The 25,597-nt window shown below is 64.1% G+C and carries 17 protein-coding genes; 13 read left to right on the top strand and 4 right to left on the bottom strand.

The features are described from left to right. Nucleotides 1–261 precede the first annotated feature (261 nt). The 5 genes from acnD to pbpC all read left to right on the top strand — a co-directional run bounded on the left by acnD (nt 262) and on the right by pbpC (nt 12,631). A complete protein-coding gene (acnD, locus tag Q5Z11_RS14725) occupies nt 262–2,880 on the top strand; it encodes a Fe/S-dependent 2-methylisocitrate dehydratase AcnD (protein WP_303747093.1) in 2,619 nt (872 codons plus the stop codon). A gap of 204 nt (nt 2,881–3,084) precedes the next feature. Further along, nucleotides 3,085–3,735: a hypothetical protein gene (locus tag Q5Z11_RS14720; protein ID WP_303747092.1), complete on the top strand. Its 651-nt coding sequence runs from the start codon at nt 3,085–3,087 to the stop codon at nt 3,733–3,735. Nucleotides 3,736–3,800: 65 nt separating this feature from the next. Then, complete coding sequence (gene prpF, locus Q5Z11_RS14715; protein ID WP_303747091.1) at nt 3,801–5,000, top strand: 2-methylaconitate cis-trans isomerase PrpF; 1,200 nt, start codon at nt 3,801–3,803, stop codon at nt 4,998–5,000. A 208-nt stretch (nt 5,001–5,208) separates the two neighbouring features. After that, nucleotides 5,209–10,128, top strand: a complete 4,920-nt coding sequence (locus tag Q5Z11_RS14710; RefSeq protein ID WP_405051606.1) for an alpha-2-macroglobulin family protein — start codon at nt 5,209–5,211, stop codon at nt 10,126–10,128. A gap of 139 nt (nt 10,129–10,267) precedes the next feature. Beyond that, nucleotides 10,268–12,631, top strand: coding sequence for a penicillin-binding protein 1C (pbpC, locus tag Q5Z11_RS14705; RefSeq protein WP_405051702.1), 2,364 nt, complete (start codon nt 10,268–10,270; stop codon nt 12,629–12,631). A gap of 355 nt (nt 12,632–12,986) precedes the next feature. On the opposite strand, the gene Q5Z11_RS14700 is transcribed toward pbpC, so the two are convergent. Together Q5Z11_RS14700 and Q5Z11_RS14695 are read right to left on the bottom strand one after the other, a co-directional pair. Then, nucleotides 12,987–13,562, bottom strand: coding sequence for a ferritin-like domain-containing protein (locus Q5Z11_RS14700; RefSeq protein WP_303747090.1), 576 nt, complete (start codon nt 13,560–13,562; stop codon nt 12,987–12,989). A 26-nt stretch (nt 13,563–13,588) separates the two neighbouring features. Continuing rightward, nucleotides 13,589–14,071, bottom strand: a complete 483-nt coding sequence (locus tag Q5Z11_RS14695) for a peroxiredoxin (RefSeq protein ID WP_296253510.1) — start codon at nt 14,069–14,071, stop codon at nt 13,589–13,591. Between the two features lie 151 nt (nt 14,072–14,222). On the opposite strand from Q5Z11_RS14695, the gene Q5Z11_RS14690 reads away from it, so the two are divergent. After that, nucleotides 14,223–14,660 (top strand): Hsp20/alpha crystallin family protein, encoded by a 438-nt coding sequence (locus tag Q5Z11_RS14690; protein WP_303747089.1) that lies wholly within the window; start codon nt 14,223–14,225, stop codon nt 14,658–14,660. 126 nt (nt 14,661–14,786) lie between these two features. After that, nucleotides 14,787–15,686, top strand: a complete 900-nt coding sequence (locus Q5Z11_RS14685; protein WP_303747088.1) for a DnaJ C-terminal domain-containing protein — start codon at nt 14,787–14,789, stop codon at nt 15,684–15,686. A 297-nt stretch (nt 15,687–15,983) separates the two neighbouring features. Here the strand turns inward: Q5Z11_RS14685 and pilH are convergent, their stop codons facing one another. Next, nucleotides 15,984–16,367, bottom strand: coding sequence for a twitching motility response regulator PilH (gene pilH / locus Q5Z11_RS14680; protein ID WP_062166594.1), 384 nt, complete (start codon nt 16,365–16,367; stop codon nt 15,984–15,986). Between the two features lie 91 nt (nt 16,368–16,458). After that, nucleotides 16,459–17,454: an oxidoreductase gene (locus Q5Z11_RS14675; protein ID WP_303747087.1), complete on the bottom strand. Its 996-nt coding sequence runs from the start codon at nt 17,452–17,454 to the stop codon at nt 16,459–16,461. Nucleotides 17,455–17,751: 297 nt separating this feature from the next. Between Q5Z11_RS14675 and hflK the strand changes: the two genes are divergently transcribed. The 6 genes from hflK (at nt 17,752) to Q5Z11_RS14645 (ending at nt 25,481) form a co-directional block, all read left to right on the top strand. Continuing rightward, a complete protein-coding gene (gene hflK / locus Q5Z11_RS14670) occupies nt 17,752–18,858 on the top strand; it encodes an FtsH protease activity modulator HflK (RefSeq protein ID WP_303747086.1) in 1,107 nt (368 codons plus the stop codon). Next, the gene (gene hflC / locus Q5Z11_RS14665) at nt 18,855–19,718 is read left to right on the top strand and encodes a protease modulator HflC (RefSeq protein ID WP_303747085.1); all 864 of its coding nucleotides are present in this window, start codon (nt 18,855–18,857) and stop codon (nt 19,716–19,718) included. Before hflK ends, hflC begins: the two co-directional genes overlap by 4 nt. A gap of 336 nt (nt 19,719–20,054) precedes the next feature. Then, on the top strand, nt 20,055–20,240 hold the full coding sequence (locus Q5Z11_RS14660; protein WP_303747084.1) for a DUF2065 domain-containing protein: 186 nt from the start codon (nt 20,055–20,057) through the stop codon (nt 20,238–20,240). Between the two features lie 245 nt (nt 20,241–20,485). Beyond that, on the top strand, nt 20,486–21,778 hold the full coding sequence (locus tag Q5Z11_RS14655; RefSeq protein ID WP_282273389.1) for an adenylosuccinate synthase: 1,293 nt from the start codon (nt 20,486–20,488) through the stop codon (nt 21,776–21,778). 208 nt (nt 21,779–21,986) lie between these two features. Then, a complete protein-coding gene (locus Q5Z11_RS14650) occupies nt 21,987–22,718 on the top strand; it encodes an AraC family transcriptional regulator (RefSeq protein ID WP_303747083.1) in 732 nt (243 codons plus the stop codon). 102 nt (nt 22,719–22,820) lie between these two features. Further along, on the top strand, nt 22,821–25,481 hold the full coding sequence (locus Q5Z11_RS14645) for a M1 family metallopeptidase (RefSeq protein WP_303747082.1): 2,661 nt from the start codon (nt 22,821–22,823) through the stop codon (nt 25,479–25,481). Nucleotides 25,482–25,597: the final 116 nt, after the last annotated feature.

Here is a 25,597-nt window from a genome sequence, read left to right as displayed (position 1 = left end):
CCCGCCTGCGGGAGAGGGGTTGGGGTGAGGGAAAGCTTCCAGCACGTACAGCCCGCTTCAAGCCCGTAGAAAAAAGCGAAGCAAAGCTGGAGCTCAAGCGAGAGCAAGAGCTCCCCCCATCCGCCCTTCGGGCACCTTCCCCCGCAAGCGGGAGAAGGGAAATGCCAGATTTCATGTGTTGCTGTGGGATTGCTGCAATCGCAGGCATCCGCGTAGCAATCCACCGCAATACCAGCAAGCCCAGACCCTCACAGGCCAGCCATGAATACCGATTACCGCAAACACCTCGCAGGCAGTGCGCTCGACTACTTCGATGCGCGCGCCGCAGTCGATGCCATCCAGCCCGGCGCCTATGCCACGCTGCCGTATACCTCGCGCGTGCTGGCCGAAAACCTGGTGCGCCGCTGCAACCCGGCCACGCTCACCGATTCGCTCAAGCAGCTGATCGAACGCAAGCGCGACCTCGATTTCCCCTGGTTCCCGGCGCGGGTGGTCTGCCACGACATCCTTGGCCAGACCGCATTGGTCGACCTTGCTGGTTTGCGTGACGCCATCGCCGACAAGGGCGGCGATCCGGCCAAGGTCAACCCGGTGGTGCCGGTGCAGCTGATCGTCGATCACTCGCTGGCAGTGGAATGCGGTGGCTATGACCCGGATGCGTTCAACAAGAACCGCGCCATCGAAGACCGCCGCAACGAAGACCGCTTCCACTTCATCGACTGGACCAAGCTGGCCTTCGAGAACGTCGATGTGATTCCGCCGGGCAACGGCATCATGCACCAGATCAATCTGGAGAAGATGTCGCCGGTGATCTACCAGCAGGGCGGGGTGGCCTTCCCGGATACCTGTGTTGGTACCGACAGCCACACCCCGCACGTGGATGCGCTGGGCGTCATCGCCATTGGTGTCGGCGGTCTGGAAGCCGAGAACGTGATGCTGGGCCGCGCCTCGTGGATGCGCCTGCCCGACATTATCGGCGTCAAGCTGACCGGCAAGCCGCAGCCGAACATCACCGCCACCGACGTGGTGCTGGCGATCACCGAGTTCCTGCGCAAGGAACGTGTGGTTGGCGCCTACCTTGAGTTCTTCGGCGAGGGCGCTGCAGCGCTGACCATCGGTGACCGCGCCACCATCTCCAATATGTGCCCCGAGTACGGTGCAACCGCGGCGATGTTCTACATCGACCAGCAGACCATCGACTACCTGCGCCTGACCGGCCGCGAAGAGGCGCAGATCGCGCTGGTCGAGAACTACGCCAGGACCACCGGTCTGTGGGCGGATGCACTGGAAACCGCGCAGTACGAACGCGTTGTTGAGTTCGACCTGTCCAGCGTGGTGCGCAACATGGCCGGCCCCAGCAACCCGCACAAACGCCTGCCGGTGTCGGATCTGGCTGAGCGCGGCATTGCCGACGAAGCCAAACTGCTCAGTGGCAAGAGCGAGGAAGCCGAAGGCCTGATGCCGGATGGCGCGGTGATCATCGCCGCCATCACCAGTTGCACCAACACTTCCAACCCGCGCAATGTGATTGCCGCCGCGCTGCTGGCGCGTAATGCCAATGCGCGTGGTTTGACCCGCAAGCCGTGGGTGAAGTCGTCGCTGGCGCCGGGTTCCAAGGCGGTGCAGCTGTATCTGGAAGAGGCTGGTCTGCTGCCGGACCTGGAGCAGCTGGGCTTCGGCATCGTCGCTTTCGCCTGCACCACCTGCAATGGCATGAGCGGCGCGCTGGACCCGAAGATCCAGCAGGAGATCATCGATCGCGACCTGTACGCGACCGCAGTGCTGTCGGGCAACCGCAACTTCGATGGCCGCATCCATCCGTATGCCAAGCAGGCCTTCCTCGCCTCGCCGCCGCTGGTGATTGCTTATGCCATTGCCGGTACCGTGCGCTTCGACATCGAGAAGGACGTGCTGGGTGTGGATGCTGATGGCAAGGAAGTGCGCCTGAAAGACATCTGGCCAAGCGACGCCGAGATCGACGCGGTGGTGAAGGCAGCGGTGAAGCCGGAGCAGTTCCGCAAGGTCTACAACCCGATGTTCAACGTCCGCGTCGAGCATGGCGAGAAGGTCAGCCCGCTGTACGACTGGCGCCCGCAGAGCACCTACATCCGCCGCCCGCCGTACTGGGAGGGTGCATTGGCCGGTGAGCGCACGCTGCGCGGCATGCTGCCGCTGGCGGTGCTGCCGGACAACATCACCACCGACCATCTGTCGCCGTCCAACGCGATCCTGCTGTCCAGCGCCGCCGGTGAATACCTGGCCAAGATGGGCTTGCCGGAAGAGGACTTCAATTCCTACGCAACCCACCGCGGCGACCACCTCACCGCGCAGCGCGCCACCTTCGCCAATCCCAAGCTGTTCAACGAGATGGTGCGCAACGAAGACGGCAGCGTGAAGCAGGGCTCACTGGCGCGGGTGGAACCGGAAGGCAAGGTCATGCGCATGTGGGAAGCGATCGAGACCTACATGGAGCGCAAGCAGCCGCTGATCATCATTGCCGGTGCCGACTACGGCCAGGGCAGCTCGCGTGACTGGGCGGCCAAGGGCGTGCGTCTGGCCGGCGTGGAGGCGATCGCTGCCGAAGGCTTCGAGCGGATTCACCGCACCAACCTGATCGGCATGGGCGTGCTGCCGCTGGAATTCAAGCCGGGTACCAATCGCAACACGCTGGGCATCGACGGCACCGAGAGCTATGACGTGATCGGCCTGCGCACCCCGCGTACCGATCTGACCCTGGTCATCACCCGTCGCAACGGTGAAGTGGTCAGGGTGCCGATGACCTGCCGTCTGGATTCGGACGAGGAAGTCGCGATCTACGAGGCCGGCGGCGTGCTGCAGCGCTTCGCGCAGGATTTCCTGGAGGGCGCACAGGTAGCGTGAGCTGCCTCGTGGTCTGGCGTCGCCGCCGCAGGTTGTATGCCTGTCGCGGCGGCTGCATGGCGGAGCATGCCGCGGTGTTGTGGGAATCGCGACGGATGGGCTGTGCCGGTCGTCGTTTGACAGATGCTCACAGCTTGCACTTGAATCAGGATGCCCCTTCTCCATGCCAAGACGCTCATGAAACCTGCGATTCCACGTTGCCTGTTGCTGTCCCTGCTCGTGCTGTTGGGTACCTGCGCCTGTGCAACCGGTGGGCATGGCAAGCGCAACCAGCAAGACCTCATCCGGGGCGCATTCCAATCGCCCGACAAGATCTATCTGCTCGGTGATGCGCGCGATTACGAGATCAAGCCTGAGGGCTTTGCCGCCTATCAGGCATTGGCACAAAGCCCGCTGAAGGATGCGGTGCTGTGTGGTGGGATGGAGGCCAATCTGTGGTTCGGGCTGGATGCGGGGGCGCCCCAGGTTTTTGGCCGCTACATGCTGTTGCTTGATGCCGCGCGGATCACACCGGCCCAAGCCGAAGCGTTCCGGCTGACGTCGCTGCAGGTGGATACCCGCACGCCCATGCGCGACCAGCCCTGGGCGTATCGTGTCGCCGCTGATCCGCGCTGCGGATTGCCGACGGGGCAACTGCAGCTGTACAGCGCGACCTTCGAAGGCAACGGGCGCGTGGTGCAACTGCAGGACCGCGAAGCCTTGCTTGCCGCATCGGCTCTGCCGCAGCCGCTGCGGCTGAACCTGCGGTTGGAAGGGCGTGCACTGGAGCAGTCCGGTCCGCTCGATTCGGTGGGCGCGGTGGTTACCGCGCCGATCTATCTGCTTGGCATCCTTTTCAGGACGAAAAGCCTGTAACTGTGGCCCGGCTGGGCCTGCAGGACAGTTGAGCAAATTTATCGTTGTTGAAGATTGGAGATGACATGAGCACCACGCTGCCCCCCCAGATCAAGATCCCGGCGACCTACATGCGCGGCGGCACTTCCAAGGGGGTGTTCTTCCGTCTGGAGGACCTTCCTGCCAGCACACAACAGCCGGGTCCGGCGCGTGATCATCTATTGCAACGGGTAATCGGTTCGCCAGATCCCTATGCCAAGCACACCGACGGCATGGGTGGCGCCACTTCAAGCACCAGCAAGTGCGTGATCATCTCGCCCAGCAGCAAGCCTGATCACGATGTTGACTATCTATACGGGCAGGTTTCGATCGACACCGACTTCGTCGACTGGTCCGGCAATTGCGGCAACCTGTCGACCGGCGCTGGCGCGTTCGCGCTGCACGCTGGCTACGTGGATCCGGCACGCGTGCCCGAGAACGGCATCTGTGCGGTGCGCATCTGGCAGGCCAACATCAACAAGACCATCATCGCCCACGTGCCCATCACCAACGGCCAGGTGCAGGAAACCGGTGATTTCGATCTCGATGGCGTTACCTTCCCGGCAGCGGAAATCGTGCTGGAGTTCATCGACCCGGCCGATGAGGGCGAAGGCGAGGGCGGCGGCGCGATGTTCCCCACCGGCAACCTGGTCGACGAACTCGATGTGCCCGGGGTCGGCAAGCTGCAGGCGACGATGATCACCGCCGGCATCCCCACGGTTTTCATCAATGCAACGGATATCGGTTACACCGGTGCCGAGTTGCAGCCGGCCATCAATGAAGACAAGGCGGCACTGACAAAGCTTGAGGCGATCCGCGTTGCCGGCGCCCTGCGCATGGGCCTGATCAAGAGTCCTGAAGAAGCGCTCAAGCGCCAGCACACGCCCAAGGTTGCCTTCGTGGCGCCGCCGCAGGATTACCTGTCCAGTGGCAACAAGCAGATCCACGCCGCCGACATCGACCTCAACGCCCGTGCCATGTCGATGGGCAAGCTGCACCACGCGATGATGGGCACCGCCTCGGTGGCCATCGCCACGGCAGCGGCAGTGCCGGGCACGCTGGTCAACCTGGCCGCCGGTGGTGGTCAGCGTGATGCGGTGCGTTTCGGCCACCCCTCCGGCACGCTGCGCGTTGGTGCCGCGGTCGCGCTGGTAGATGGCCAATGGACCGTCACCAAGGCAGTAATGAGCCGCAGCGCCCGTATCCTGATGGAAGGCTGGGTCCGCGTACCGGGTGATGCGTTCTAAGTCCTTGCCCAGTCCAGGGCAGTAAGGGCAGCAAAAGAAAAGGGTCGCTGGGATCAGCGGCCCTTTTCTTTCGTCCAGTGTCGGAGACTCACGCGGATCAGGTATTGCGCGGCAGCCTTTCTTCCAGACAAATCGTCCGTAAAAGGCAGGTCGCTACAAAGCCCTTACAACCGGCTGGTTATACTCGGGCGATCTGCGGGAGGACGCCATGGGTAACAGGATGTTGAAGGGTATGCGTTGGGCTGCGGCCGCCTTGGTGGCGCTGGCCTTGGTTGCAGGATGCAGCAGGAACGAAACCGGGCAGCTGCCCGGCGCCAGTGGTGAGGCGATCCAGACCAAGCAGGAAGAGGTCAAGGGCTTCGCCATGCTGCGTGCCTATCCGGACCAGAAGAGCGGTGACGGCCTTGCGCTGGCGGTGGAGTTCTCGCGCCCGCTGGTCGGCACCCAGGACTTCGACAAGCTGCTGCGCTTCGAGGAGAAGGTCGGCAACGAGGACAGCAGCTGGTCGCTGTCCGATGACGGCAAGACCCTGCGCTATCCCTATGTGGAGGCGGCCAAGGAATACACGCTGATCATCTCGGCCGACCTGCTCGCCGCCGACGGCAACCGGTTGGGCACGGAAGTGAAGCAGAAGGTCTTCACTGGCGAGCTGGATCCCGCGGTGGGCTTCGCCTCGCAGGGCAGCGTGCTGCCGTCCAAGGAAAGCCGCGGTCTGCCGGTGGTCTCGGTGAACGTGCCCGAGGTCGACGTGGAGTTCCTGCGCGTGCGCGAAAAGGATCTGCCCGCCTTCTTCAGCCAGTACCAGCGCGGCGGTCGCCGCGGTAGCTGGGAGCTGGACAGCGAGTACAGCGACAAGACCCCGCTCAGCCAGCTGGCCGAGCCGGTCTACGTCAACCGCTTCGTGCTTGGCGGCAAGCAGAACGAGCGGGTATTGACCTATCTGCCTATCCAGGACGTGAAGGAGCTGCAGCAGCCCGGCCTGTACTTCGCGGTGATGAAGCGCACCGGCAGTTTCGACAATGAATTCGATACCTCGTTCTTCACCGTCAGCGACATCGGCCTGCATACGCGCGCCTACAAGGACAAGCTGTTCGTCCATACCGCCTCGCTGGCCGATGGCGCAGCGGCCAAGAAGGTCGAGCTGAAGGTCATCGACGGCAAGGGCGAGGTCATCCTCCGTGGCCAGACGGATGGCAACGGCAATGCGTTGCTCAACTACACGCTGGATGCCGCCCATGTGCTGGTTGCCAGCAGCGGCAGCGACACCACCATGCTGCCGTTCAACCAGCCAGCACTGGACCTGAGCGAGTTCGCCGTGGCCGGGCGCCAGAACGCCAACTTCGACGTATTTGCCTGGTCCGGACGTGACCTGTACCGCCCGGGCGAGACCGTGCGTATCTCCGCTCTGCTGCGCGACAACGACGGCAAGACCCTGGCCGGGCCGGCCACCGGCGGCCAGCCGGTGTTCCTGCGGCTCAAGCAGCCGGACGGCAAGACCTTCCGCGAGACCCGCCTGCAGCCGGGCGAGCAGGGCTACTTCGCGTTCGAGCAGACCATCCCGGCGGAAGCACCCACCGGGCGCTGGACCGTCGAGTTCCGTACCGATCCAGCCAGCAAGGAAGCGGTGCAGGGTATGACCCTGCGCATCGAGGAATTCCTGCCCGAGCGGATGAAGCTGGACCTGGACAGCGCGCAGAAGACGCTGAAGCCGGGTGAGGCGCTGAAGCTGCAGGCCGACGCCGCCTATCTGTATGGCGCGCCGGCAGACGGCAACCGCTTCACCGCGCGTCTGGCGGTGGCGGTGGAACAGCATCCGGTCGAGTCGATGCCGGGCTGGTTCTTCGGTGACCCGACCGTGCAGCTCCCGCGCGAAGCCAATGACGTGATCGATACCACCCTGCCCAAGGACGGCAAGCTGCGCGAAGACGTTGCGCTGCCGGCCGAGGCGGGCAAGGCCACCACCGTGGCAGCGCTGCTGTCCGGCAGTGTCTACGAAACTGGCGGTCGCACCGTTACCCGCACCTTGAAGCGGGTGATGTGGCCGGCCCCGGCACTGGTTGCCGTGCGTCCCTTGTTCAACGACGCCGATGGCGCCGACGCCAATGCCAATGCCCGCTTCGAACTGATGCGGGTGGATGCCGACGGCACGCCGCAGCCGGCCAAGGGCCTGAAGATCACCTTGGTGCGCGAGCTGCGCGACTACCACTGGACCTATACCGACAACCGCTGGGACTACGACTTCACCCGTCGCTTCGAGAACAAGGAAACCCGCACCGTCGATGCCGGTGCCACCTCGGCCCGCTTCGATTTCCCGGTGGAGTGGGGCGAGTACCGGGTGGACGTGTTCGATCCGGCCACCGGCCTGACCATGCGCTATCCGTTCCGCGCCGGTTGGAGCTGGGACGATCAGAACCGTGGGCTGGATGCCCGCCCTGACAAGGTCAAGCTGTCGCTGGACAAGACCGCTTATCGCGCAGGCGACACCGTCAAGGTCACGCTGACTCCGCCGCATGCCGGCCGTGGCGTGTTGATGGTGGAAAGCGACCGCATGCTGTACGTGCAGGACATCGATGCCAAGCCGGGCAGCACCTTTGAAATCCCGGTGACCAAGGACTGGGAGCGGCACGATGTCTACATCACCGCGCTGGTGTTCCGTGGCGGCAGTGCGCCCAGCAAGATCACCCCGGCGCGTGCCGTCGGCGTGGCGCATGTGCCTATGGACCGCCGCGACCGCCGTGTTGCGGTCGGCCTGGTCGCGCCCAAACAGATGCGCCCGGAACAGCCGATGACGGTCACCGTCAGTGCGCCTGAGCTGGCCGGCAAGCCCGCACATGTCACCGTCTCGGCGGTGGATGTGGGCATCCTCAACATCACCCGCTTCCCGGTACCGGATGCACCCGGGCACTTCTTCGCGCAGCGTCGGCTGGGCGTGGATGCCTATGACATCTATGGCCGCGTGATCGAGAGTTTCGAGGGCAATAGCGGCAAGCTGAAGTTCGGTGGTGACATGGCCTTGGCGGCCTTGCCGCAGGCCAAGCGGCCGACCGCGCGCGTGCAGACCGTGGACCTGTTCTCTGGCCCGGTGGCGCTCGATGCCAAGGGCAATGCGCGGGTGCAGCTGCAGGTACCGGACTTCAACGGCACCTTGCGGGTGTCGACGATGGTTTATTCGGCTGACCGTTACGGCAACCGCGATGTGGAAACGCTGGTGCGTGCGCCGATCCTGGCTGAAGCCAGCATGCCGCGGGTAATGGCACCGGGCGACCGCAGCACGGTCACCCTCGACGTGCAGAACTTCACCGGCAAGCCTGGTGAGTTCAATGTGCGTGTGGACGGCGAAGGCCCGCTTGGCATCGGCGAATCGACCCGCACGGTGCAACTGGCGGCGGACGCCAAGAGCACGCTGAGCTTCCCGCTGACTGCGCAGGAAGGCTATAGCGTAGCCAAGGTGCGGGTGCGGGTGGACGGCAATGGCTTCAAGGTGGACCGCCGCTACGACCTGCCAGTGCGTGCCGCGTGGCCATCGGTACTGCGCTCGCAGACCCGCACGCTGGATCCGCTGGCGCCGATCACCCTGGACAGCAGCTTCGCCAATGGCTTGATGGGCGGCTCGGTCAATGCGCGCATGCTGGTCAGCGCCTTGCCGCCGATCCCGTTTGCCTCTGCCCTGCAGGGCGCCTTGAACTATCCCTACGGCTGCGCCGAGCAGACCACCAGCAAGGGCTATGCAGCGTTGATGCTGGATGAGGCCACCTCGGCCATGCTGGGTGCTGATGGCCTCGACGCCAAAGTACGCCGTGAGCGCATGGAAGGCGCGTTCGGCCGCTTGGCCTCGATGCAGGTGTCCAACGGCAACTTCTCGATGTGGGGTGATGACGACTACATCAATCCGGCCTTGACCCCGTATGTGGCCGAGTTCCTGCTCGATGCCAAGGATGCCGGCTTTGCCGTACCCGAGAACGTGCTGCAGAAGGCTTTGAACCGGATCAGCGAAGACCTGCTCAGCGGTGGCAACCAGTTCTATGGCAGTGATCGCCGTGATGGCCTGAAGTTCGCCAACCAGGCCTATTCCGGCTATGTGCTGTCACGAGTCAACCGCGCACCGCTGGGTACGCTGCGCACGCTGTGGGACAACGAGCGCAGCAAGGCAGTGACCGGCCTGTCGCTGGTGCATCTGGGTGCAGCCTTGGCGATCCAGGGTGACAGCAAGCGTGGCCAGGCAGCGATTGCCGCTGGCTTCGCCAAGTCCAGCGCCGACCGCCCGGAATACTTCGGCGACTACGGCACCCGCCTGCGCGACGAAGCCTTGATGATCGCCTTGCTGCACGAGCGCGGTCTGTCCAAGCCGGAGTACGACGCGCGCGTGATCGACCTGGGTCGCACCCTGGATGTGCGTCGCGGCAGTGGCCTGATGTGGCTGAGCACGCAGGAGCAGGTGGCGCTGGCGCGTCTGGGCAAGGCCTTGATGGCCAACCAGAAGAAGCTGGTATCCGGTGAGCTGGCGGTTGGCGACAAGGTCGAGGACATCAGTGCACGCAAGGCCTTTGGTCGCGTGTTCGACATGGCGCAGCTGGCGCAGGGCGTACGCTTCTCGCCGCAGGGCGAGGCACCGATGTTCGCCAGCCTCGATGTTGCCGGCATCCCGCGCCAGCCGCCGGCACCGGACAACAGCGTGATCGGCATCGAGCGTTCCTGGTTCGGCACCGACGGCAAGCCGTGGACGCCGCGTCCGTTGAAGGAAGGCGAAGCCTTGATCGTGCGGCTCAGCGTCACCTCCAACTCGAACATGCCCGATGCGCTGCTGACCGACCTGCTGCCGGCCGGCCTGGAGATCGAGAACTTCAACCTCGGCGATGCCAAGCAGTGGGCCGACGTGGTGGTGGGTGAGGTCAAGGTCAGCGACCGTTCCAGTGCCGCCGACGTCAAGCATGAAGAGTTCCGTGACGACCGCTACGTGGCTGCCTTGAAGCTGTCGCGTGGCAGCACCGCGCACGTGTTCTATCTGGTGCGTGCGGTCACCCCGGGTACTTACATGGTGCCGCCGCCGTTGGCCGAGGACATGTACCGTCCAGACATGCGCGGCGTGGGCCGTTCCAGCCCGAGTACCATCACGGTGGTGCAGCCGTAATCGGCTCCTGCTCCCTCCCTTTGCCGAAGGCAAGGGGAGGGCTGGGGAGGGGTAAGCTCTTCCCCGGCCAAGTCATTTCGTCCCGGCTCCACAGGCAACGTTTGAAGAACCATCCCCAGTGAACGCGCGCGCCCCTCGGCTGAAACACGTCGGCACCCGCCTGCGCACCATCTTCACGCTCCGCAACCTGCGCTGGGTGCTCGCCGCCCTGCTGACATTGCTGCTGGTGCTGGACCTGGCATTCCCGCTACCACTGCCGAGATCACGCGACACCAGCACCTTGGTGGTCGCGCGTGACGGCACACCGCTGCGCGCCTTCGCCGATGCCGAAGGTGTGTGGCGCTACCCGGCGAACGCAAAAACCATCTCGCCCCTGTACCTGCAGGCGCTGCTGACCTACGAAGATCGCTGGTTCTGGCGCCACCCCGGAATCAACCCGTGGGCACTGGCACGCGCTGGCAAGCAGATGCTGCTGGAACGGCGCATCGTCTCCGGTGGCTCGACCCTGACCATGCAGGTCGCGCGCATCCTCGACCCGCACACGCGTACGCCCTGGGGCAAAGTGAAACAGCTTTTGCGTGCGTTGCAGCTGGAAGTGCATCTGAGCAAGGCGCAGATTCTCGACCTTTACCTGGAACGCGCGCCTTACGGTGGCACCATCGAAGGCGTGGAAGCCGCCAGCTGGGCTTATCTGGGCAAGTCGGCCACGCATCTGTCACAAGCCGAGGCCGCATTGCTGGCGGTGCTGCCGCAATCCCCCAGCCGGCTGCGCCCTGATCGACATCCCGAGGCTGCACAGCGCGCCCGCGACAAGGTGCTGGCACGCATGGCCGAGCTCAAGGTGTGGTCGGCCGATGACGTAGCCGACGCACGCATCGAGCCGGTGGTAGCCCGTTCGCTGCAGCAGCCCCTGCATGCCGCCTTGCTGGCGCAGCGCATGCGCAGCACATACCCGCGTGTACCGCAGATCGAAACGAGCATCGACAGCGGTCTGCAACGTACGCTGGAAGAACGTGTCTCTTCCTATTTCTCACAACTGCCGGAGCGCACATCAGCCGCACTGTTGGTAATGGACAACAGCACGCTGGAGGCGCGCGCCTATGTCGGCTCGGTTACGTTTGCGGACAAGGCCCGATTGGGTCACGTGGACATGGTGCAGGCCTGGCGCTCGCCGGGTTCAACGCTCAAGCCGTTCCTTTACGGGATGGCACTGGACGATGGCCTGATCCATTCGGAGAGCCTGATCGTCGATGCGCCGCAAAGCTTTGGCGGCTACCGGCCGGGCAACTTCGATGCGGCGTTCAACGGTCCGGTCGGTGCGGCCACCGCATTACGGCTGTCTTTGAACGTGCCATCGGTGGATCTGCTGGATCGGGTTGGTCCCTCACGTTTTGCCGCACGGCTGGGAAATGCTGGCATCAATCTGCGTTTTCCGCACGGCACCCAGCCCAGCCTTGCGCTGATCCTTGGTGGCACCGGAGCACGACTGGAGGATCTGGTAGGTGCGTTCTCGGCCTTGAATCGCGAGGGCATCGCCGGGCGCGTTCGCTACACGCCCAAAGACCCGCGCATCGAGCGCCGACTGATATCGCCTGGAGCGGCGTGGATCGTGCGTGATGTGCTCGAGTCCAATCCGCGCCCCGGTTACGGAGTAGGCACTTTCGATACCGGCAATCGCCCGCGCGTGGCCTGGAAGACCGGCACCAGTTACGGCTACCGCGATGCCTGGGCAATCGGCAGCACCCGCTCCTATACCGTTGGCGTCTGGGTTGGTCGTCCGGATGGGACGCCGCTGCCGGGCCAATACGGCGCGGTGACGGCCTTGCCGCTGATGTTTGAGGTCATCGACAGCCTGCCGCGCCAGGCCGCTGACAATGCAGTGCGCGCACGGCCGGACAGCGTCAGCGAGGTCGAGATCTGTTGGCCGTTGGGCATCGCCGCCGAGCAGACGCCAGCAGCGATGTGCCAGCGCCGCTTCCCCGCCTGGGTGTTGGACGGCGTGGTGCCACCAAGCTTTCCTGAGCGCGAAGCGCGGCTATGGCAATCCGGGCGCATGCGCTTCCAGGTGGATGCAAAGACTGGCCAACGGCTGTCACCTGGTTGCGAAGGCCATCCACAGATAGAGGATCGCGAGATCGCGCGCTGGCCGGCGATGGCCTCGCCGTGGCTGACCGTGGCGCAGCGACAGGCGCAAAGCCTGCCGCCATTGGCATCGGACTGCGCCGATGACGGTCGGCAATCCGATGGCGTGCTGCACATCGAAGGTTTGAATGACCTGGCCACGCTGGCTAGACCGCCGGGCGCCCAGCACGGCCCGCGCCTGCAGCTGCGTGCCTTGGGCAGCGAGTCCACGATTGAATGGCTGCTCGACGGCCGTTGGATCGCCCAGACCCAGGGCACCCGCACCTTCACTCGCGACTTCAACGATGCCGGCGAACACACGCTGACGGCATTGGCAGCCGACGGCGCATGGACACGTGTCCGCTTCCGCGTAGCGAACTAACTGCCATGTAGTGCCGAGCCATGCTCGGCAGGGGCTTTCCAAGCAATCCCCTGTAGTGCCGAGCCACGCTCGGCAAGGGGCTTTCCAAGCAATACCCCCGTAGTGCCGAGCCATGCTCGGCAAGACGCTTTCCAAACAATCCGCGCTTGTGGGAGCGGCGTAAGCCGCGAAGCAACAAATGAATCAGGTTGCAGAGATCCCTGCAATTTCAGCAGTGTCAGCTTCGCGGCTTACGCCGCTCCCACAACCTTGGGGCTGCCGGCAAAGCTCCAGCCGAGCATGGCTCGGCTCTACAGCTTTGGGTTTGCCGGTAAGGCTCCAGCCGAGCATGGCTCGGCGCTACCAAGTCTCAGGCTTACTCGCCGATCCAGCCTTCCAATAGATCGGCGAACTCATCGGCGTGCTCTTCTTCCTGCGCCAATATCTGCTCGAGGATGCGCTTGGTGGTGGTGTCCTTGTCGCCGATGAAGTTGATCATCTCGCGATAGCTGTCGATGGCGATGCGCTCGGCGATCAGGTTCTCGCGCACCATGTCGCGCAGGTTGCCGCCTTCCTTGTACTCGGCATGGGCGCGGGCGGTGAGGGTGTCCGGATTGAGGTCGGGCTCACCGCCCAGCTGCACGATGCGTTCGGACAGCAGGGCGGCGTGTGCCTGCTCCTGCTGCGCGTGTTCCAGGAACTCGGCTTTCACCGAGTCGGCGAGCATGCCCTTGGCCATGTAGTAGTGCCGGTAGTAGCGCAGCACGCACACCCATTCGGTGGCCAGCGCGTCATTGAGCAGTTTGATCACCGCCGTGCGGTTGGCGCTGTAGGTCGGTGTTACCGCACCGTCCTCGATACTCTTGCGCGCGTTGGCGCGCAGGGTTTTCCGATCGGTGATTCCTGCCAACTGCGTTGTTCTTGTCGACTTGGCGGCGGGCTGCTTGCTCATGGCTGGCCTTTCCTTCTATTGAACCCCTAGCTGGGGAGATGGGCGAGCACATGCTCGGCCCCGGATACCTCGAATTGTCCCGGCTGTTCGATATAGGTAGCGCGGACCACGCCGTTCTCGATGTACAGCGCAAAACGACGCGAACGGATGCCCATGCCGGACGCGCTGGCATCCATTTCCAGGCCCAGTGCGCGGGTGAAGTCGCCGTTGCCGTCTGACAGCATCTGCAGCCCATCGGGCACGGATTGGCTCTTTGCCCAGGCCTGCATCACGAACGGGTCATTGACCGCCATGCAGAACACCTCGATGCCGCGGTTGCGGAAATCCTCGAAGTGCTCGACGTAGCCAGGCAGATGGCGGGCGGAGCAGGTCGGGGTGAATGCGCCGGGGACCGCGAACAGCACCGCTTTGCGGCCATCGAACAATGCGTGGGTGTCGATCGTCTCCAACCCTTCGCGCAGGCGCTTGAGGGTGACTTCGGGGATGCGATCGCCAACGTTGATGGACATGCAGGACTCCTAGGCTGAATTGAAGTTTAAAGAGACGGTGGAAGCACCGCGTCAACAGCTTGAAAAGGCGGTCTTCACACAATACGTCGTGTGCATGGGAAAGGCAGCGCCATTCCGGCATGCAGGTCCCCATATCTTGCAGGAGGACATCATGAGCATCGTACGTTACCGCCAGTGGCCGACGCAGTCCGAGATTCATCAGCTGTTGTCGCCATTGCTTGAAACCGTCACCAACAACACCGCTTCAGCATGGGTGCCGGCAGTGGATATCCGTGAGGAAGCCAATCGCTTTGTCGTTGTCGCCGACCTGCCTGGCGTTGATCCCGCCAGCATTGACGTGCAGATGGAAAAGGGCGTGTTGACCATCAGCGGCCAGCGTAGCGCGCCGGAACTGGCCGAAGGCCAGCGGCTGACCCGCAGCGAACGCGGCCAGGGGGCATTCAACCGCCGTTTCGTGCTGCCGGACAGCGCCGATGCCGAGGGCATCGTTGCCCACAGCCACAATGGCGTATTGGAAGTGCGCATTCCCAAGCGCAGCGAGGCGGCACCGCGCCGCATCCAGGTGGTGCAGGGCCAGCCTAACGCCTGATGGCGTGAGTGAACTTCCACCTGCGCAGGCGCCGTGGCCCGGTAGAATGGGCCCACGGCGCCTGCCGATTGCACGATGGCCCGTTGCCGCAAGGTGTCGGGCCAGCTTTTTTTCAGAGGTGTGAGGATGGAATTCAAGGATTACTACGCCACGCTTGGGGTTGAACCCAGCGCCGGCGATGCCGAGATCAAGACGGCCTACCGTCGGCTGGCGCGCAAGTACCACCCGGACGTCAGCAAGGAAGCCGGCGCCGAGGAGAAATTCAAGGCGGTCAACGAGGCCTACGAGGCGCTGCGCGACCCGGCCAAGCGCAAGGCCTACGACCAATTGCGCGCGCAGGGCTACCGTCCGGGCGAGGAGTTCAATGCGCCGCCGGGCTTTGGCGGCGGGCAGGGCTTTGATTTCGAGGAAGTGTTCGGCGGCGGCAATGCCAACGGCGGTTTCAGCGACTTCTTCGAGAGTCTGTTTGCCCGCCAGCGCGGTGGCGCGGGTGCGGGTGGACGGCGTCCGGGCCCGGGTTTCGGTGGTGCCGGCCCGCAGCCGATGCGCGATACCCGCGCCAAGCTGTCGGTGCCGCTGGAGGCTGCATATAGCGGCGACAGCCTGCGCATCACCGTGGACGGCCGCCAGCTCGACGTACGCGTGCCCAAGGGTATCCGCCCGGGCCAGGTGATCCGCCTGAGCGGGCAGGGCAGTGGTGGTGGCAACCTGATGCTGGAGGTGGAGTACGCCTCGCATCCGCGATTCGAAGTTGATGGCCTCAATATCCTGTACACCTTGCAGGTGACGCCGTGGCAGGCTGCCTTGGGCACCAGCATCAGCGTGCCAACCCTGGGTGGCTCGGTGGAGCTGAAGGTGCCGGCTGATTCGGACAGTGGCCGCAAGCTGCGCCTGCGCGGCCGTGGTTTGCCGGGCAAGCCCGATGGCGATCAGATCGTGGAGCTGGAAGTGATTGCGCCGGTGGCGACCAATGACGAGCAGCGCAAGGCGTACAAGGACCTGGCCAAGGCGTTTGGCGAGGACTGAGTGCGGTTTGGTTTGCGCTGTTGCTGTTGAAGAGAAGCGGGCTTTGCCCGCTTTTCTTTTTCTTTGGTTTATATCTTTAGCTAGAAGCTTGCCCTCACCCCAACCCCTCTCCCGCAGGCGGGAGAGGGGCTAGTGCACTACGAGCGCAAGCAATCCGAGCCCCTCTCCCGCCTGCGGGAGAGGGGTTGGGGTGAGGGCAAGCTTCTAACAAGCAAACCCAAAGCAAACCCAATAACCAAAAACAAGAAAGGCGGGCAAAGCCCGCCTTCCCAAACAGCTTTCCCCAAGAAAGCAGCTTCACCCAACCGGTGGCGCCTCGGCACTGAACACCTGCGCGATCACCGCCGACAGATCGTCTTCGGTAAACGGTTTGGTGATGTACGCCTTTGCACCCTGGCGCATGCCCCACAAGCGATCAGTGTCCTGATCCTTGGTGGTAACCAGAATCACCGGGATGTGCTGCGTGGTAGCCTCGCGCTTGAGCGTGCGCGTTGCCTGGAACCCGTTGAGGTTCGGCATCACCACGTCCATCAACACCAGGTCCGGCAGCACCTGCTTGGCAACCTCTACCCCAGAGGCGCCATCAGTTGCGGTGAAAATCTCATGCCCCAGCTTTTCCACAATGCGTTGGATGCCCATCAACTGCGATGGTGAATCGTCGACGATCAGGATACGCGCCATGTTTTTCCCCAAGTAGTGGCGGCAGTGTAGTGCTGGCACGCCGCCGGCGTGAAGTCGCGGCCTTCACGCCGGGGAACTCATGTGACCGCCGTCAATCAATTCTTACGACGGTGCGGCCGAAGGACTTGCCTTCCAGCATCGTCGCGAACACCTCGGGCAGGCCGTCCAGGCCGACTTCGCGGGTGCAGATACGGTCCAGGTGGCGCGGCTTCCAGTCGCTGCCCAGGCGCTGCCAGACCTGCTCGCGGATGTCGCGGGCAGTGCCGGCCGAGGCTACGCCGAGCAGCGAGACGCCGCGGATGATGAAGGGCATCACCGTCATGTCGAGCTCGCCGGAAGCGGCCAGACCGGCCGAAGCCACGTTGCCATAGGGGCTGGTCTGCGCCAGCAGGCTGGTCAGCATGCTGCCGCCGACATTGTCCAGGCCACCGCCAAAGCGCGCCGATTCCATTGGCCGGGTGGTGGCCAGGGCATCGCGGCCAAGGATCTGGCTGGCACCGATCGCGGTCAGGTAGTCGGCCGCCTCGGCCTTGCCACTGATGGCATGCACCTCGTAGCCAGCCTGGCTGAAGATGTCCACCGCCAGCGAGCCGACGCCGCCGGTGGCACCGGTGACGGCCAGCGGGCCATGGGCAGGCGTCTGCCGGTTGTCGGTCATGCGCAGCAACGCCAGCGCGGCGGTGAAGCCAGCCGTGCCCAGCACCATGGCTTCGCGCAGGCTGAGCTGGGCCGGCAGCGGGATCACCCACTTGGATTCCAGGCGCACGTACTGACTGTAGCCGCCGTCGCGGGTCTCACTCAGGCCGCAGCCGGTGGTCAGGACCTGGTCGCCCTCACGGAAGGCCGGGTCGCTGGAGGCGACCACTTCGCCGGCCACGTCGATGCCGCCGATCAGCGGGAAGCGGCGCAGGATCTTGCCCTTGCCGGTACCGGCCAGCGCATCCTTGTAGTTGACCGACGACCAGCGGGCGCGGATCACCACCTCGCCCGGGCTCAGCTGGTCCAGGTCCACTTGTTCAGGACCGCTGCGGTAGCCCGCGTCGTCGTTGTGGATGCGGAAGGCGGTGAACGGGGCGGTATGGGACATCGGTAGGCCTGCGTCGGAACGGGGGAGTGCAACCATAACTGTTGTGAAAACGCTGGTCTGCCCTTATTCCTGATCAGAGCAGGTGCCGGGATGGGCCTGCACGGATACCGCGGGACCCGTCTTGGCTGGGGCTCGCACCGCTGGATCAGCTGCCTGGCTAGCTGATTGGCGGGCAAAACGTTCCGTTCAGGTAGCCCCGAACCTGTTCAGAGTCTGCCTTGTTAGAATCGGGATTCGATAGATGGTCAGGTCCTTGGCGGGAGCCCCCGCAGCCTGGCCCTTACAGATGGAGCATGCATGGCCTGGAATACACCCGGCGGCAACAGCGGTGGTGGTGCGGACAACAACCGCGCGCCGCGTACGCCACGTGGCGGCAATGGCGGAGGTTGGGGTGGTGGACTGCCCGGTCCGCTGCGCGACCTGTTTGATGGCGGTATCTGGCGCTGGGTGCTGGTCGCATTGGGTCTGCTGTTGTTGTTCTCCAGTTTCCAGTTGATCGGCGAACAGCAGCGTGGCGTGGTCCTGCGCTTCGGTGAGTACTCGCGCATCCTGCAGCCGGGCCCCAACTTCAAGCTGCCGTGGCCGCTGGAATCGGTGGTCAAGGTCAATGCGACCCAGATCAAGACCTTCAGCAGCAACGTGCCGGTGCTGACCCGCGACGAGAACATCGTCAATGTGTCGGTCAACGTGCAGTACCGAGTGGACGACCCGCGCGAGTATCTGTTCGGTACGGTTGATGCCGACCAGATGCTGGAACAGTCCGCGCAGAGCGCCGTGCGTGAGCAGGTTGGCCGCGCCGACCTGAATACCGTGCTGAACAACCGCGGTCCGTTGGCCGTGGTCGCCGAGCAGCGCCTGCAGGCCTCGCTGAAGACCTATAAGACCGGCCTCAGTGTGACCGGCCTGACCCTGCCCGATGCGCGTCCGCCGGAAGAAGTGAAGCCGGCCTTCGACGAGGTCAACGGTGCCCAGCAGGTCAAGGAGCGTTTGATCAACGAAGCCCAAGCCTACGCCGCCAAGGTTGTACCGGAAGCGCGCGGCCAGGCCTCGCGTGCCCGTACTACCGCCGAAGGCTACAAGCAGGCCATCGTCGCCCGCGCCGAAGGTGACGCCCGCCGCTTCACCCTGTTGCAGGGCGAGTACAAGAACGCGCCGGAAGTCACCCGCAAGCGCCTGTGGCTGGAGACCGTGCAGCAGGTGCTGGCCGAGAACCGCAAGGTCATCGGCGGCGATGGCCGTCAGCTGATCTACGTGCCGATGCCGGCCGATGCCAGCAAGACCGGCAACGCCCCGCAGCTGACCCCGGAGATGGTGGCACCGGCCTTGCCGGCGGCAACCGACAGCATTCGCAACGCGGACCGTTCGGTCTCGCGCTCGGCATCGCGTGAGGAGGCCGGCCGATGAAAAATTCAGTCGTTATCGGCGTAATCGTCGCAGTGTTGCTGGGCCTGCTGGGCTCGGTCTACGTGGTGCGTGAAGACCAGACCGCCATGGTGCTCAACCTGGGCAAGGTGGTGCGTGCCGATATCAAGCCGGGCCTGCACTTCAAGGTGCCGCTGGTTGAAACCGTGCGCGTGTTCGACCGTCGCTTCCAGGTGTTGGATACCGCCCCGGCGCGTTACTTCACCGCCGAGCAGAAGGACGTGAGCGTCGACTTCTTCGCCATTGGCAAGATCTCCGACGTGCGCGCCTATTACCGCGCCACCGGCGGCGACAGCAAGATCGTCAATGCCCGGCTTGCGCCGATCATCACCGACTCGCTGCGTAACCAGATCAACTCGCGCACCTTGCAGGCGTTGGTATCCGGTGATCGTGGCGAGCTGATTGCCGGCCAGTTGAAGTCGATCAACGAGGCGATTGCCGCCTTGGGCATGGAGATCATCGACCTGCGCATCAAGCAGATCGACCTGCCGACCGACAGCCAGGTGATTGCCGACGTCTACGAGCGTATGCGCGCCCAGCGTAAGCAGGAGGCCGCCAAGCTGCGCGCCGAGGGCGAAGAGCAGTCGCTGACCATCCGCGCCCAGGCCGACCGCGAAAGCACCGTGATCGTGGCCGAAGCCGAGCGCGATGCGCAGCAGCTGCGCGGTGAGGGCGACGCCCAGGCCGCTTCGATCTACGGCAAGGCCGGCTCGGCTGACCCGTCGTTCTATGCCTTCTACCGCAGCCTCGAGGCCTACCGCGCCTCGATGACCGACGGCAACGGCGTGATCGTGCTCGACAAGAACGACCCGTTCCTGCAGTACATGAAGAGCGATCGCTGATCGCTTGACCTTTAGCCCCTTCTTTAGCCCCTCTCCCGCTTGCGGGAGAGGGGTTGGGGTGAGGCCAGCTTCTCGCTCCGTAGTGCCGAGCCATGCTCGGCAGGGGCTTTCCAAGCACTATTTGGCAGCAGCACAAGCCGCCAAACCCGGGCCTGATCAGTTTGCAGCCAAGCCCGTGATTTCGTTGCTGCCGGCTTCGCGGCTGACGCCGCTCCTACAACTGTTATCCCGGTAATGCTCCTGCCGAGCATGGCTCGGTACTACAGGTTCGGTTGTCCCGGTAATGCTCCTGCCGAGCATGGCTCGGCACTACCCGGTTTTTGAAGACTCTGACGCATGCAAGACCTCTTTTCTGCCCTCTGCCTCGTGGCCATCATCGAAGGCCTGTTCCTGTTCATCGCGCCGCTGGCGTGGAAGCGGATGGCCGCGCAGATGCTGGATCAACCTGCTGCATCCCTGCGCGGAATGGGCGCAGCGGCGCTGTTCATCGGCCTGGCCGTCCTCTGGTGGGTCCGCCACTGAACCAAACCCTGACGCCCGTACCAAGCTGTACTCGCAGGGGTGGTAGCTGTCAGACAAAACCCGGATAATCCACAAAAGCCGGTCGGGCTTACTCCTCCTGGAGTGCCCCGTTCGGCTTTTTCCGTGTATGGCCCTGGCGTTTGCCGGATGCTCCCCGATGGGGCGTCCATGATGGCGGACCGCAGCGCAGCGCACGGCCCCGTCCGCGGCCCCGATGGCCGCAGCAAACTCAGGAGTTACCCGTCATGGGTCAATCAGTTGTCGTTCTCGGCGCCCAGTGGGGCGATGAAGGCAAGGGCAAGATCGTCGATCTGCTGACCGAGGAAATCGGTGCAGTTGTGCGTTTCCAGGGTGGTCACAACGCCGGCCATACCTTGGTCATCAACGGCAAGAAGACCGTCCTGCACCTGATTCCGTCAGGCATCCTGCGCGACGACGCGCTGTGCCTGATCGGCAATGGCGTGGTGATTTCCCCGGCCGCCCTGCGCAAGGAAATCGAAGAGCTGGAAACGGCTGGCGTCGAAGTGCGTTCGCGCCTGAAGATCTCGCCGGCAGCGCCGCTGATCATGCCGTACCACATCGCCCTGGATCAGGCGCGTGAGAAGGCCGCTGGTGGCAAGGCCATCGGCACCACCGGTCGCGGCATCGGCCCGGCCTATGAAGACAAGGTTGCACGTCGCGGCATCCGCATCGCCGACCTGCACTACCCGGAACAGCTGGCTGAAAAGCTGCGTGCCGCGCTGGATTACCACAACTTCGTGCTGACCAAGTACCTGGGCGTGGAGCCGGTCGATTTCGACACCGTGTACCAGGAAGCACTGGCCTTCGGCGAATACGTCGAGCCGATGAAGTCCGACGTCGCCGGCATCTGCCATGACCTGCGCAAGCAGGGCAAGCGCGTGCTGTTCGAAGGCGCCCAGGGCGCTCTGCTCGACATCGATCACGGCACCTACCCGTACGTCACCAGCTCCAACACCACCGTTGGTGGCGCACTGGCCGGTGCCGGCGTTGGCGCCGATGCCATCGACTACGTGCTGGGTATTGCCAAGGCTTACGCGACCCGCGTTGGCGGTGGCCCGTTCCCGACCGAACTGGACGATGAAATCGGCCAGGGCATTCGTGACCGTGGCGCCGAGTACGGCGCGTCGACCGGCCGTCCGCGTCGCTGTGGCTGGATGGACATCGTCGCGCTGAAGCGCGCCGTGGCCATCAACGGTATCTCCGGCCTGTGCATCACCAAGCTCGACGTGCTCGACGGCATGGAAAAGCTGAAGGTCTGCATTGCCTATGAATACCGCGGCAAGCGTTCCGAATACGCACCGCTGGATGCGCAGGGCTGGGAAGAGTGCACCCCCGTGTACCTGGAGTTCCCGGGCTGGAGCGAAAACACCCACGGCATCACCGAGTGGGACAAGCTGCCGCCGGCCGCGCGCGCCTACCTGCGTTCGCTGGAAGAACTGGCCGGCTGCCCGGTGTCGATCGTCTCGACCGGCCCGGACCGCGACCACACCATGATCCTGCAGGATCCGTGGGGCTGATAGCCGCGCCGTGATGTAACAGACAACGCCCCGCGAAAGCGGGGCGTTGTCGTTTCGGGCATGACCGACAAGGCCAACCCGTAGTGCCGACCCATGGTCGGCAAGGGGCGTTACCGATAATGCCCTTGCCGACCATGGGTCGGCACTACAGGGGCAGGGCTGGCTAGAATGGCTGGGCACGCCCCCCGCTGCCAGCCTGACTGACCCGATGCGTATTGATCCTGCCGAAATTGAAGCGCTGTTCGACGCCATCCCGAGTGTGTTGTTCTTTGCCAAGGACATCGATGGCCGCTACACCCACGTCAACATGACGATGATGCAGCGCCTTGGCATGAAGTCACGCAACGACGCCATCGGCAAGCGCGCCGACGAGCTGTACCCGGTGGGTATGAGTGAAGCCTATACCGAGCAGGACGCGCGGGTGCTGGCCGGCGAGGTGATCGAGAACGTGATGGAGCTGCAGCTGTTCCCCAACCAGCAGCCGGGGTGGTGCCTGACCTGCAAGCGGCCCATCGTCGAGAACGGCAAGGTGGTCGGATTGATAGGCATCTCGCGCGACCTCGGCCAGCGTGGCGGCTTGGAATCCCAATACGAACCGCTTCGGCTGGCACTGGATTACCTCAATACGCATTACGCCGAGAACGTGCGCATGCAGACCTTGCTGGACATCACCGGCTTCTCGCTGTCCAAGCTGGAGCGATCGTTCCGCAAAGTGTTCCAGATGACGCCGCAGCAAGTGTTGACGCGCCTGCGCATCCAGATCGCACTGCATCTGCTGCACGGCGAGGACAGTGTGGCCAGCATTGGCCAAGCGTGTGGCTTCAGCGACCAGAGTGCGTTTACCCGCAAGTTCAAGGCGGAAGTCGGCATGGCACCGCGGCAGTATCGGGCGATGATCGCCGAACGCGCACAACAGGAAGCCGCCCGAACCGGGCTATGACTCCGCCGGGCTATGACTTCCGGGAGTGTTGGGGGGCGTTGCAGGGGCAGATGATGCGGAGATGGTGGGCATCAAGCCCATGTCCTTCCGCCAGGAGCTTCGATGCGCCGTTCCCTTGTTGTTGCGATCAGTCTTGCCCTTTCCTGCGTTGCCACGCCTGCTGCCTTTGCTGCTGAGCCAGCAGCCAGCGCTACGCCCCGCAATGAAGCCATCACGCAGCTGCCGCGCACTGCGCGCCCGGATCATTACCGGGTGGAGATCACGCCGCACCCCGCGCAGATGGGTTTCGACGGCAAGGTCAGCATTGATCTGGAAGTGCTGCAGCCCACCAACAGCATCGTGTTGCAGGCGGCAGGCATGCGCTTCGGCAAGAGCCAGCTGCAACCCGCCGGCGGCAAGGCGATGCCTGCCACGGTCAGCGTGGATGAGGCCAATCAGACCGCCAGCTTTGTGGTGGCCAACCCGCTGCAGCCGGGCCGCTACACGCTGAGCATCGATTACAGCGGCACCATCAACACCCAGGCCAATGGCCTGTTCGCACTGGATTACCCGGTTGCTGATGGCAGCAAGAAGCGTGCGCTGTTCACCCAGTTCGAGAACTCCGATGCGCGCCGTTTCATTCCGTCCTGGGACGAGCCCGGCTTCAAGGCCACATTCGACCTGAGCGTGACCGTGCCGGAAGCGGAGATGGCGGTCAGCAACATGCCGGTGGCCAGCAGCAAGTCGCTGGGCAAGGGCTTGAAGCAGGTGGTGTTCCAGACCACGCCGAAGATGTCGACCTACCTGCTGTTCTTCTCCAGCGGCGAGTTTGAGCGCGCCACCGTCAAGGAAGGCGACACCGAGATCGGCGTGATCGCCCAGACCGGCAAAGTTGAGCAGGCGCAGTTCGCGCTGGAAGGCAGCGCCGAGGTGTTGCGCGAGTACAACGACTATTTCGGCGTGAAGTATCCGCTGCCCAAGCTCGACAACGTCGCTGCACCTGGCGGCAGCCAGTTCTTCAGCGCGATGGAAAACTGGGGGGCGATCTTCACCTTCGAATATGCGCTGCTGCTGGACCCGGCCGTGTCCAGCGTCTCCGACAAGAAAGCGGTGTTCTCGATTGCCGCACACGAGATCGCGCACCAATGGTTCGGCAATCTGGTGACGATGGCGTGGTGGGATGACCTCTGGCTCAACGAAGGTTTCGCTTCGTGGATGGAAGCACGCACCACCCGCAAGCTGCACCCGGAGTGGGACATCAACAATGTCGATGCCGCGCACACCAGCCGCGGCGCGATGGGCCGCGATGCCTACGTCACCACCCATCCGATCGTGCAGCACGTGGCGACGGTGGAGCAGGCCAGCCAGGCCTTCGACGGCATCACCTACGGCAAGGGCTCGGCGGTGATCTCGATGTTCGAGGATTACGTGGGTGCGGATGCATGGCGTGATGGCGTGCGCCGTTACATCGCTGCCCATGCTTACGGCAATGCGGTCACCGATGACCTGTGGGCCGAGATCGACAAGGCGGCGCCGGGCAAGCGTTTCATGGAAGTCGCACATGATTTCACCCTGCAACCGGGCGTGCCTTTGATCCGAGCCAGCAGCAGCTGCGTGGCCGGCAACACCCAGGTGAAGCTGAGCCAGGGCGAGTACACGATTGATCGCAAGGACAAGCAGCCGCTGCATTGGCGCGTGCCGGTGAGTCTGCGCGTGGGCAATGGTGAGGTGGTGCACACGCTGGTCGACGGCGATACCAGCGTGCAGCTGCCGGGATGCACTGGGCCGCTGCTGGTCAATGCCGGGCAGAAGGGCTATTACCGCACCTTGTATGCGCCGACGCAGTTCAAGGCGCTGAGTGCAGGCTTCGACAAGTTGCCGGTGGTCGACCAGCTCGGCGTGATGATGGATACCAGCGCACTGGCCGCAGCCGGCCTGCAGCCCGATGCGGATCTGCTGGATCTGATCGCGAAGATCAGCGCCGATGCGCCCATCGATCTGTGGGACATGGCCTCCGGCACACTGAGTGGGATCGACGGCATGTTCGACGGCGATACCGCGCGCCAGGCCGCCTTCCGCAGTTATGCACGTTCGCGTCTGTCGCCGGTGCTGCAGTCGCTGGGTTGGGACGGCAAGGACAGCGACTCGGCGCAGACCAAGGAGTTGCGTAGCGGGCTGATCGGCACTTTGGCGGCGCTGGACGATGCGCAGGTGATTGCCGAGGCGCAGCGCCGCTTTGATGCTTTCCTGGCCAAGCCGGATTCGCTGTCGCCGGACCTGCGCAGCAGTGTGCTGGGTGTGGTGGCACGCAATGCCGACGCGGCAACCTGGGACAAGCTGCACACGCTGGCCAAGCAGGAAACCTCGGCAATGGTGCGTGACCAGTATTACGGCCTGCTGGCCCTGCCCAAGGACAAGGCGCTGGCACAGCGTGCATTGGACATGGCGTTGACCGATGAGCCGGGTGCGACCAATAGCGCGGGCATGATTGGCGGTGTGTCGCGCGAACATGCGGATCTTGCGTTCGATTTCGCCGTTGCCAATCGCGAGAAGGTGGACACCCTGGTCGACAGCACTTCACGTGCGCGGTATTACCCGGGCCTGGGGCGTAGTGCCGACAACCTGCAGATGGTGGACAAGATCAAGGCGTTTGCGGATGCGCATATCGCCCCGACCTCGCGACGTGATGCGGAGACGGTGATTGCCGGTATTCAGACCAAGCTGCGGTTGCGTGCAGAGCGCAAGCCGCAGGTGGATGCCTGGTTGAAGGCGCGAGGGTACTGAAGCGGCGCAGCTGTTTGCTCTAAGCCCCTCTCCCGCCTGCGGGAGAGGGGTGGGGGTGAGGGGAAGCTTCTAGCTGAGCAAAGTCAAAAGCCCCCCTCATCCGCCCGTTGGGCACC

The sequence above is a fragment of the Stenotrophomonas sp. 610A2 genome (genome assembly GCF_030549615.1).
Classification (GTDB): domain Bacteria; phylum Pseudomonadota; class Gammaproteobacteria; order Xanthomonadales; family Xanthomonadaceae; genus Stenotrophomonas; species Stenotrophomonas pigmentata.
Note: the sequence above shows the minus strand (reverse complement) of the source record. Positions and strands in the feature narration are given on the sequence as shown.